Source organism: Streptomyces sp. NPDC006643 (assembly GCF_042870175.1).
Taxonomy (GTDB): Bacteria; Actinomycetota; Actinomycetes; order Streptomycetales; family Streptomycetaceae; genus Streptomyces.
In genome coordinates this window covers 332,504-342,977 of the sequence record NZ_JBIAHA010000004.1, presented here as the reverse complement: position 1 = coordinate 342,977, position 10,474 = coordinate 332,504, and the positions used below count along the sequence as shown (strand labels likewise).

The 10,474-nt window shown below is 69.6% G+C and carries 9 protein-coding genes; 6 read left to right on the top strand and 3 right to left on the bottom strand.

Going from position 1 to position 10,474, the window contains the following annotated elements; translation table 11 throughout:
- From ACFYNU_RS08290 to ACFYNU_RS08280, 3 genes are all read right to left on the bottom strand, one after another.
- A partial coding sequence (locus ACFYNU_RS08290; protein ID WP_356596904.1) for a methylmalonyl-CoA mutase family protein occupies positions 1 to 326 on the bottom strand: 326 nt, incomplete at its 3' end.
- Positions 323 to 2,134, bottom strand: a complete 1,812-nt coding sequence (locus ACFYNU_RS08285; RefSeq protein ID WP_356596902.1) for a methylmalonyl-CoA mutase family protein — start codon at positions 2,132 to 2,134, stop codon at positions 323 to 325. The genes ACFYNU_RS08290 and ACFYNU_RS08285, both read right to left, overlap by 4 nt.
- A gap of 71 nt (positions 2,135 to 2,205) precedes the next feature.
- On the bottom strand, positions 2,206 to 2,730 hold the full coding sequence (locus tag ACFYNU_RS08280) for a nuclear transport factor 2 family protein (protein WP_356596900.1): 525 nt from the start codon (positions 2,728 to 2,730) through the stop codon (positions 2,206 to 2,208).
- 553 nt (positions 2,731 to 3,283) lie between these two features.
- Here ACFYNU_RS08280 and ACFYNU_RS08275 point away from each other — a divergent pair.
- The 6 genes from ACFYNU_RS08275 to ACFYNU_RS08250 all read left to right on the top strand — a co-directional run bounded on the left by ACFYNU_RS08275 (position 3,284) and on the right by ACFYNU_RS08250 (position 10,464).
- On the top strand, positions 3,284 to 3,661 hold the full coding sequence (locus tag ACFYNU_RS08275) for a cupin domain-containing protein (protein ID WP_356596898.1): 378 nt from the start codon (positions 3,284 to 3,286) through the stop codon (positions 3,659 to 3,661).
- Positions 3,658 to 4,857, top strand: coding sequence for a CoA transferase (locus ACFYNU_RS08270; protein WP_356596896.1), 1,200 nt, complete (start codon positions 3,658 to 3,660; stop codon positions 4,855 to 4,857). Before ACFYNU_RS08275 ends, ACFYNU_RS08270 begins: the two co-directional genes overlap by 4 nt.
- Positions 4,766 to 5,464: a flavin reductase family protein gene (locus ACFYNU_RS08265; RefSeq protein WP_356596894.1), complete on the top strand. Its 699-nt coding sequence runs from the start codon at positions 4,766 to 4,768 to the stop codon at positions 5,462 to 5,464. Before ACFYNU_RS08270 ends, ACFYNU_RS08265 begins: the two co-directional genes overlap by 92 nt.
- A gap of 119 nt (positions 5,465 to 5,583) precedes the next feature.
- On the top strand, positions 5,584 to 7,851 hold the full coding sequence (locus ACFYNU_RS08260) for a CocE/NonD family hydrolase (RefSeq protein WP_356596892.1): 2,268 nt from the start codon (positions 5,584 to 5,586) through the stop codon (positions 7,849 to 7,851).
- Between the two features lie 59 nt (positions 7,852 to 7,910).
- Positions 7,911 to 9,182, top strand: a complete 1,272-nt coding sequence (locus tag ACFYNU_RS08255) for an acyl-CoA dehydrogenase family protein (protein WP_356596890.1) — start codon at positions 7,911 to 7,913, stop codon at positions 9,180 to 9,182.
- Between the two features lie 52 nt (positions 9,183 to 9,234).
- The gene (locus tag ACFYNU_RS08250; RefSeq protein WP_388765527.1) at positions 9,235 to 10,464 is read left to right on the top strand and encodes an acyl-CoA dehydrogenase family protein; all 1,230 of its coding nucleotides are present in this window, start codon (positions 9,235 to 9,237) and stop codon (positions 10,462 to 10,464) included.
- Positions 10,465 to 10,474 lie beyond the last annotated feature (10 nt).

The window sequence follows — 10,474 nt, the reverse complement described above, 5'->3', positions numbered from 1 at the left end:
GCGAGATTGCGCCGGTAGAACGCGTTGGACTCCTCGGCGGTCGAGAAGCCCGCGTACTGACGGATCGTCCACGGCTGATTGACGTACATCGTCGGGTAAGGGCCGCGGAGATAGGGGGCGATTCCGGGGTACGTCCCGAGGAAGTCGACGCCCGCGAGATCCTGCGGCGTGTACAGCGGTTTGACGTCGATGCCCTCGGGAGTGTTCCAGACGAGGTCGGCGTCACTCCTGCCGGTGCCCTCCTTGACGGCGTGGGACCAGTCGTCGAGGCTTGCGCCGGTCTCGCTCTTGCCCAGTGGGATCTCCGAGAAGTCCGGGACGGTCATCGCTCCACTCCCATCCGATCGAGTGTGGCGCGGAGCACCGCGACGGCGTCACAGCCTGCGAAGACATACGAGTCGATGCCGACGTGTCGTGCCGGACGGCCCGCGAGGAACACGTGTTGTGCGCCGGCGGCACGCAACTGCCCGGCGACGGCCTCGGCCTGGTCCTCGTACAGCGCGTCACTGGAGCACAGGCACGCCTCACGTGCTCCGCTGTCTTCGAAGGTGCCGGTGGTGACGGGCTCGATGCCGCCGGACTGGAAGAAGTTGGACGCGAAGGTCACCCGCGCCGTGTGCGCCGCGCCTGTCCCGACGGCGGCCAGGAACACGCGGGGGCGGGCGCCGGTCGTGGCCAGATGGGTGTCGGAGCGGGACCGCAGCGCCTCGAACGCCTCGTCCCGCCGGACCCGGGGGAGGCCGCCGGTGTGCGCGGTAGGGGCGGGTGTTCGTACGAGCGGCTTCTCCGCCAGGTCGGGGAACTCGCTGACCCCGGTGATCGGTTCGCGGCCCTTCGCGAGCTGTTCGCCGCGCGTGGACCAGGTCTCGGCCAGTCGTTGCGGGAGCATGCCGGACCGCAGGGCCGCCGTCTGACCGCCCACGCGCTCGATCTCCTGGAAGAACCGCCAGCCCTGCTGGGCGAGTTCCTCCGTCAGCCGTTCCACATACCAGGAGCCGCCCGCAGGATCGATCACTCGGGCCAGATGTGACTCCTCGGCCAGGATGGCGGAGGTGTTGCGGGCGATCCGGCGGGAGAACGCGTCGGGCTGTCCGAGCGCGTCGTCGAAGGGCAGCACGGTCACGGAGCCGGCACCGCCCAGCCCGGCGGCGAGGGTGGCGATGGTGGTGCGCAGCATGTTCACCCACGGGTCGCGGCGCGTCATCATCACCGGCGAGGTCACCGCGTGCTGGAGCTGCGCGCCGGCTTCCGGTGCCCCGCACAGCTCGGCGACCCGCGCCCACAGCCGGCGCGCGGCACGGAGTTTGGCGATGGTGAGGAACTGGTCGGCGGTCGCCGCGTATCTGAACTCCAGCTGGCCACAAGCCTGTTGGACGCTCAGACCGGCTCGGGTGAGGTCCCGTAGATAGCTGACACCGGTCGCCAGGGCGCAGCCCAGCTCTTGCGCGGCCGAGCCGCCGGCCTCGTGATAGGCCATCGCGTCGACGGTCAGCGCCCGAAGCACCGGGTAGTGCTCGGCGCACCGGACGGCGAGGCCCACCGCCGGCGCGAGGTCCGATGCGCGTCCCGTCCGGGCCTCCAGCCCGAGCGGATCGGCGCCCAGGTTCCCGCGCGCCGCCGTCCGGGCGACGCCGCGCTCCTCGTACAGACACAGCAGCGCCTCGGCGGCCACCTCGGTGTCGTCGCCGGCGTCGAGGACGACGGGCGCCAGGTCGAGGTGGACACCTTCCAGGACCTGGTCGAGACAGGAGACGGGGATACCGCCGTCGCCGATGACCAGCCACAAGGAGGTGACACCGTTCTCCAGGTCCGTCAGGACGCTCCCCTGGTCGGCGGCAGCGTGCCGCTGGCGCAGGTCCCACCCGGCGGCGGTATTCCCCTCCGGCCGGGCCCCGCGCACGAAAGGCGGGAAACCGGGCGGGCCGGTATCGGCCGCCGCTTCGCGTGCCGTGTACAGGGGTCTCGCGTACAGCCCGTCCTCCAGCGGGGTGGACAGGGCCGCCTCCGCGTCGTCGGCCGAGATCTCGCGGCCCGACCTGCGCAGGGCGCCCGCGGCCAGGTGCTGCCACTGCTCCCGGGTCGCGTGGGGGAATTCGTCGGCGAGCGAGAGCCCGTCGTCATGCGGGACTGTCATGGAGGTCCTCACGCGGTGCGCTGGACGTGGTGGTGGCAAGGCCGCCGGCCCCGGCGGCTGCTGAGGGGTGCTCACGACGCCGCGATGGCCTTCAGGAACGCGATCCGCCCCTCCTCGGCGTGCTCGTGCAGCACGTTGAGGTTCATGTCCGGGTTGTGCTCGCGATGCTGCTCAGGCACCGACGGGTTGCCCGACCAGGACATCAGCCGGCAGACCCGCCGCTTGATACGCCAGCCGCTGTCGCCGCGCACCAGCTCGTCGTCGTACCAGCCCGTTCCCAGCCAGGTCGGCCCGCCCTCGGCGGCTGCGCGGATCAGCAGCCAGTTGCCGTAGCTGAAGGCATTCGCCGTGTCGCCGTTCACGTGCACCAACTGACCCATCATCGTGTGCTGATGGCCGTCGAGGCGGTCGTGAAATTCGGCGAAGGAGCTTTTGAAGGTGTCGAGCCCCTTCCATGCCGCCCCGGCAGGACCGAACTCCGCGATCACGTCCTGCGCGAAAACGCGGTCGAACAGGTCCCACTGGCGCGCGTCGAGCGCGAGACCGTAGAGATTGAGGATCTCAAGGATCTCCGCCTTGTCATGTTCGACTGCCATGCCTGTGCTCCTCGTCCAAGGAATAGGGATGAAGTGACGCACGCGGCGCCTTGGCCCACGGCTGCGCTCTCGGTCCCCCGGGCGACTCGGCCGGTGACCTCGCGGGCGATGTTGCGAGCGTGTTGCCTCACCCTACGAAGCGCATCAAATATGTCAACACTTTTGCGGTGGTGGTGCAGAGCCTGGATGTCTTTCGGGGTGGTTCGCCCTGTATTCACGGTCCATCGCCAGGGAATAGGTGCAGCATCCACAAGAGATGCCGATCAAAATGTTGACATCTTCAGCGAGGCTCGTATCGTGAGGTTCGCGGCCTCCCACAGCCGGTAGGGCCAGGGACGGCTCATCGACGGCAGGCGGGGCCGAGCCGTGTCAGCGGCCGTACCAGAAGCCGCTGCGCTCCGGCCGTCCTCGTCATCATCCCGTCGCGAGGTCCTGTGCCGGACTTCACCGGTACCGCGGGCCCCGTCCTTCGGCCTTCGTCCGTTGTCCACCGCTGCCGTCCGCCAGTCCGGGCGTACGCCCTGCCGCCCAGCCAGAATCGAGTACCACGACCGTGTCGATAGAAGTCAGCAAGCTCTCGCAGGCCCAGCCATTTCACCCCGTGGACCACCACGGGGTCGGGCCTCTCCATCTCTTCGGTGGCGGGCACTACGGCGGTGCCGTCACGGTAGCCCTGTCGCACTATCTGCCCGGTGGGGGCGCGGACCTGACGCCCGTACCGGCGGAGACGGTCTACGTCGTGCTCAACGGCACCCTCACCCTGCTCGACGCCGACGGCACTTCTCACGACCTGGGCGCCCTCGACTCGGCGCGGATCACGGCCGGGACACCGCGTGCCGTTGAGAACCGCACGAATCTGCCTGCGGCCATGCTGGTGATCCGGCCCAACCCGGCCGCCGTGCCGCCGGCCCCGGTGGAGGGGCGGTCATGACCGGGGCGCTCCACGGCCTGCTCGTGATCGACCTCACCCGCGCTCTCGCGGGACCACAGGCGGGGATGATGCTCGGTGACCTCGGGGCCCGAGTCATCAAAGTCGAGAGCCCGGCCGGGGACGACACCCGGTCCTGGGGGCCGCCGTTCGTCCGGGGCGCCGACGGCACGACGGCGTCGACGTACTTCCTGTCCTGCAACCGGAACAAGGAGTCGATCACCCTCGACCTGAAGCGTGCCGACGACGCGCAGGTGCTGGCGGGACTCGTCCGGCGGGCCGACGTTCTGATGGAGAACTACAAGCCCGGCTCACTGCGCAGGCTCGGTTTCGGCACCGAAGAGCTGATGCGCCTCAACCCGCGTCTGGTGATCCTGTCGATCAGCGGATTCGGCCACGACGGACCTGAGGCCCACCGCCCGGGGTACGACCAGATCGCACAGGGGGAGGCGGGACTGATGTCCCTGACCGGGCCGGACCCCGACCATCCGCAGCGCGTCGGTGTGCCCATCGCCGACCTGCTGGCCGGCATGAACGGCGCCTTCGGCATCCTCGCCGCGTTGCGCGAACGTGACCGTACCGGTCAGGGGCAGATCGTGCGCACATCGCTGCTCGCCTCGGTTGTAGCGGCCCACGCCTTCCAGGGGACACGCTGGACCGTCGCCGGAGAAGTCGGTTCCGCACAGGGCAACCAGCATCCGACCATCGCCCCTTACGGACTGTTCCGCTGCTCGGGCGGAAGCGTGCAGATCGCCTGCGGAAACGACGCCATGTGGCACCGGCTGTGCGCCGAGTTCGGGCTCGCGGCCGACGATCCGCGCTACGCGACGAACGCCGACCGACTGGCTCACCAGGACACTCTCACCAAGCTGCTCGAAGACGTCTTCGCCCAGCACGGGCCGGACGAACTGCTGCGACGGCTCGCCGGGGCCCACATTCCCGCCGGCCGGGTCCGGGGCCTGGATGAGGTCTACACCTGGGAGCAGACCCGATCGCAGCGCCTCCTGGTCGATGTCGAGCACCAGGGACTGGGGACGATCACACTGCCGGGGTCGGCTCTGCGGACCTTCTCCGTCGACCCCGCGGGGGCCGAGACGGAGACGACCCGTGTCGATCACCGCGCGCCCCCAGGGCTCGGCGCCGACGGCGAGGCGGTGCGGGACTGGCTGCGGGCCGGCCCGGTGGAGGTGCCGTCCTGACCATTCGCAGACCGAGATCGAACAACGTCACGCGCACGACGTCCGGGACTGGCCGGGCGCATTCGTCCACGCCGGCCGGACATGCCGGGCGGGGACCGACAGGGAGGTTGCGTTGAGAGGTATCGAGCCGGTGACGGCCGCGGATCAGCTGCGACGGGCCTTCGGATGCTTTCCATCCGGAGTCACCGCGGTGTGTGCGGCCGGCGACGAAGAGCCCACGGGACTGGCCGCCAGCTCCTTCACGTCCGTGTCGATGGAGCCGCCCCTGGTGTCGGTGTGCATCCAACACACCTCCCGGACCTGGCCGAAACTGCGGGAAATGCCTCGACTTGGACTGAGCGTCCTTGCCGAGGAGCAGGGAGAGGTCTGCGCACGGCTGGCGAGCAAGGAGGGGGACAGGTTCGCCGGAGTGGACTGGTTCGCCTCCGACGACGGTGCGGTCTTCGTCCACAACGCCACGCTGTGGCTGGACTGCACGATCCGCGAGGAAGTCACCTGCGGGGACCACGACATCGTGCTGCTGCACGTGCACGGTCTCAGTGCCGCTCCGGACGCCTCACCGCTCGTCTTCCACGCCAGCCGCTTCCGGCGCCTCGCCGGCGTCTGACCGCCCGCGCGCCGCACGCCACCAGTCTCGGTGTGCCCGTTGGCGCACCAGGAAACGGCCGGACCGGTCGGCCGAGTCACCACCCAGATCCTGACGACGACGTACGGGAGTGAGATTCGATGAGTATCCCCGAGACGGACCTGCCGACGGGCGCCGCCGCCACCGGTGTCTTCGCCGGCCCGGTCGCGGGCCTCGTGTACCGGACACCCACGACGTCCGGCGTCACCAACGGGCGCGGCGAGTTCCGGTACAGGCCAGGTGAGGCGGTCACCTTCCGGGTGGGGGGGCTGGTTCTCGGAGCGGTCCCCGGCGCGCCACGCGTCAATCTGGCACAGCTCGTTCCCCGTGTGGACGGGAAGATCGAGCGGCTGCACGACCCGATCGTCACCAACCTCGCCCGCCTGGTGCAGTCGCTGGACCGGGAAGGCGACGTCGGGACGGGCATCACGATCGCCCCCGTCGTGCACGACGTCATCGAACCGATGGTCCTCTCCTTCGACCAGCCCGCGGGCGGCCCCTCGGCCATCGACCGCTTCGCCGAGGACCCGCAGGTCACCGCCCTCCTGGCGAAACTCGACGTGACACCGGGCGCGTTCACGGCGAACCGTCCCCGCACGTTGCGCGGCGCCGCAGCCGCCCGCAACACCTTGCGGCGGGACATCCGCGGAATCATCAAGGAGACGGACGTCAGGATCCCGCTGCGCGACGGGTCCTATGTCAACGCCGACGTTTTCCGCCCGGCCGACGACGGCCGGCATCCGGTCGTCATGAACAAGGGGTTCTACGGCAAGGCGTTCCACCACGAGTGCATCTGCGACGAGCAGGACGCACGGGAGAAGGAAGAACTGGAGGACCGGTTCTTCTCCGGCAACCCGGACGGCCTTCAGTACGAGAACCACGAGAGCGTGGACTCGGCGGTCTGGGTTCCCCACGGCTATGTGTGCGTCCGGGTCGACGGCCGTGGTGTCGGAAGCAGTCCGGGCGTGCAGGCGCCCCTGAGCACTCAGGAGGCGTACGACTACCACGACGCGATCGAGTGGGCCGGAACCCAGCCCTGGTCCAACGGCAACGTCGGCCTGTGGGGCATGTCCTACCTGGCCATGACGCAGCACAACGTCGCGAGTCTGCGACCGCCCCATCTCAAGGCGATGATCGCCCTCGGCACGGACTCCGACATCTACAACGAGGCCCTGTACGGCGGCGGCCTCTTCGGAGCGGGTTTCTGGAACTGGTGGTGGAAGAGCTGGTCCGGCAACAACTTCTGCGGTGACGTGCGCCCGGAAACCGACTGGATGGCCCGCGTGCTGGCCACGCCATTCAACGACCCGGCGGCCTACGGCCCGCAGGGATCGATCTTCATGGTCCCCGAGATCGAGAAGGCGACGGCACCGGTGTGGATCGTCGGCCCACAGACCGGCGCCACCATCCACCAGCTCGGCAGCAGCGAGACATATCTCCGCTCGACCGGCGCGAAGGGGAAACGCTTCGATTTCGTCGACGCGTGGTTCCCGCACTGCTACAAGGAATCCACGATCGCGGAGCACGTGCGCTTCTTCGACCACTGGCTCAAGGGCGCCGACAACGGGGTCATGGACGAGGCGCCGGTCCGCATCCAGGTCAGGACCGGCGACGGTGCCCACTATCTCCTGGAGGATCACCAGTGGCCGCCCGCGCGGACCGAGTACCGGCGCTGGTACCTGGACGCCCGCCCCTCCGACTGGGCCGGAGACGGACGGCGTGAGGACTTTCTGCGTATCAGCGAGGACGCCCCGTCCGTGGAGAGCGACGCTCATTACAGCGCCCATCTCGACCTGGGGCGTGACACCGGCTCGCCGGCCGGGCCGGTCGGCGGCACACCGCGCTGGTCGACCGGTGTCTCGTTCGTCAGCGACCCGCTGACCGAAGACCTGGTGCTCGTCGGCTACATGAAGGTCGGCCTGTGGGTGTCGTCGACGAGCAGCGACATGGATCTGTTCGTGTCCTTGCGAGTACTGGACGAGCAGGACCGGGAGATCCGCTACGAGTCCCTGGTCCACCCGATCGACCCGCACCACATCCATCCGGTGGGGCACGGCTGGCTGAAGGTGTCGCACCGCGCCCTCGACGCATCGAGGTCGACGGAGTACTGGCCCGTCCACACGCACGCCGAGACGGACCATCAGCCGCTGGTGAGCGGCGCGGTGGTCCCGATCGAGGTCGGCCTCAACCCCAGCAGCGCGCTGATCCGCGCGGGCTGCCGTCTGCGGATCGACGCGCAGCCCTACGCCCCCGACGGCCTGCCCGTCCGCGCCTACGACGAGACCTACCACGCCGGTGCGACGAACGGGATCCACACCGGCCCCGCACACCCGAGTTACATCCAACTGCCGATCGTGCCTCGGCCATGACCGCCGACCGTGCCACGGCAGCTGCGGATCCACCTGCACGACACCAGGAGATGACCAGAATGGCTGCGACCCAGGACACGTCGGCGATCTTGACGACGATTCTTCACAAGGTCCGGGAACTCGGACCCACCTTGCGCGAGCGCGCGCTGGAGGCGGAACGCGCGGGCCGCCACTCGGACGAAACCATTGCCGACCTGGACGCCACCGGCGCCTTCGCCATCGGCAGCCCCGCCGAATTCGGCGGTCACGAACTGAGCGTGCGTCAGCAGCTGGACGTGGTCTCCGAGGTCTCGAAGTGGGACGGCTCAAGCGGCTGGACCGTGTGGGTCGGCGCCTCGACGAACTGGATCCCGGCTGGTTCGGGCCCCCGCGTCGTCGAAGAGGTTTACGGCCGTCCGTGGGTCGGGCCGCGGGTGGCCGGTTCGAGCCACTTCCCGGCCTCACGGGGGCGGGCCAGGCGGTGCGAGGGAGGCTGGATCATCTCCGGCGGGCCCTGGACCTTCGGCAGCGACGCGCTCTGGGCCCCGTACACCAACCTCGGCTGCATCGCCGACGACGGCGACGGGACGTATCTCGTGGGCGTCCAGGTGCCGCGCGAGCAGCTGCGGTTCCTCGACGACTGGAAGGTCGCCGGGATGCGCGCCACCGGCAGTGTCTCCCTGCGGCTCGTGGAGGACGAACTCTTCGTGCCGGACCACCGCGGTGTCGACTTCCGCCGCATCGTCGGCGCGGAGATCGACAACGGGCTCAACGGCTCGCTGTGGAAGGCGCCGTCGCTCGGCTGGGCGTTCAGCCTGATGGCCGGGATGTCGATCGGTATCGCCGAGGGCGCGCTGGAGCGTTTTCTCCAGCGCTCCGCCGGCCGCCCCATCCGCGGCACCACGTACAAGGATCAGTTGGACGCGCCCCTGACCCACCTGATGCTCGCCGAGGTCCACTCCAAGATCCGGTCGGCGAAGCTGATGACGCGGGCCAACGCCGAGGAGACCGACCGGCTTGGCGTGCTCGCCGCCGTCGGCACGCCGGCAGAGCCGGACTGCATGCAGCTGTTCAGCGCCCGGGTCCTGGTCGAAACAGCCTATGCCGCCAAATGGTGCGCAGAGGCGATCGAGTTGCTCCAGCGGAACTCCGGCTCGACCGCGATCATGGATAGCGAGCCCATTCAGCGGGCCTGGCGCGACGCGCGCGTCATCACCCTGCACGGCGCGCTCAACCTCGAAGCCCTCTCCGAGAACTACGGGCGGCTGATGGCCGGAAGCGAACCGCACAAGTTCGACGGCATCACCACCTTGGACCGCTTCGCGCCCTCCGCCCCGCGGAAGAGCGGTTGAACCTCGCGAGATTCCGACCGTGAAAGAAGAGCGCGAGCACGAGGAGAGAGCCATGAGGAGCACGGCGATGGGCACCACAGCGGCGTCGGCGCCCGAGGAGATGGTCATCCGTCTGGAGAAGCTGCGTCCCTGGCTGCGCGAGCACCAGGCCGAGGCGGAACGGCAGCGCCGCATCCCCCAGGAGACCATCGAACGCCTGGACGAGGCCGGTGTCTTCAGCCTGACCACGCCGAAGAGGTTCGGCGGCGCGGACTTCACCACGCGGGAGCTGCATGACATCTACCGCGCGCTCGGAGCGGGCTGCGGGGCGAGCGGCTGGATGGTGTGGGCTGCCGCGGGCGGCAACCTGTGGGGTGCCGCCTTCGCCGACGACGTGGTCCGTCCGGTGTACGAGCCCGTACGGGCCGGCAACCGCACCTTCGCCGTCGGCGGCACCAGCCGCCGTATGACCGGAACCGCACGCCGCGCCGACGGCGGCTGGCTGGTCAAGGGCGCGTGGCCGTTCGCCACCGGCAGCATCCACGCTTCCCACGGGTTCCTCGCCGTCTTCTACGACGAGACCGACGACGCGAAGGTCGGCATGGTCCTGGTGCCCAAGGACCAGCTCGTCGAGCGGGACGACTGGGACGCGATGGGTCTGGCCGCCACCGGCAGCCAGACCGTCGCGACGGACGGCGAACTCTTCGTCCCCGACGAGCGCTTCAGCACGCCCCAGCGGCTGGCCGCGCGGGTCGCCGAGCTGACCGAGCAGGGCACCGGACCGCGACGCGGCGGCCTGCCCCGCTCCCTGGTGACGGGCACCGGGGTCGCCCTCGGGATGGCCGATCACGCCATGGAGGTGTTCCTCGGCGGCCTCGGGAAGCGCAGCATCCCCTACTCGCCGTACACGAACCAGCTCGACGCCCCGATCACGCACCTCACCGTCGGACGCGTCCACAGCCGGATCCGGGCGGCCGGCCGAGTGGCCGACGCCGCCGTAGCAGAGCTGGACCGGTACGACAGGCAGGGCGTGGACCTGTCCGAGGACCAGACCGTTCAGATGCACACCGATGTCGCATACGTGTGGGACGCGTGCGCCTCGGCGATCGAGACGCTCTTTCGCGCGTGCGGTGCCTCGGCGATGGCCAAGCGGCAGCCGCTCCAGCTGATCGCCCGCAACTGCCGCGCCGGCAGCCTGCACGCCGCCCACAACGTCGACACCTGGATGGAGAACCTCGGCCGGTCGCTGTGCGGCGTGGACCTCGGACCGGCGTCGACCAGCGTCCTCGAACGACGCTCGTAGCGGAACCAAC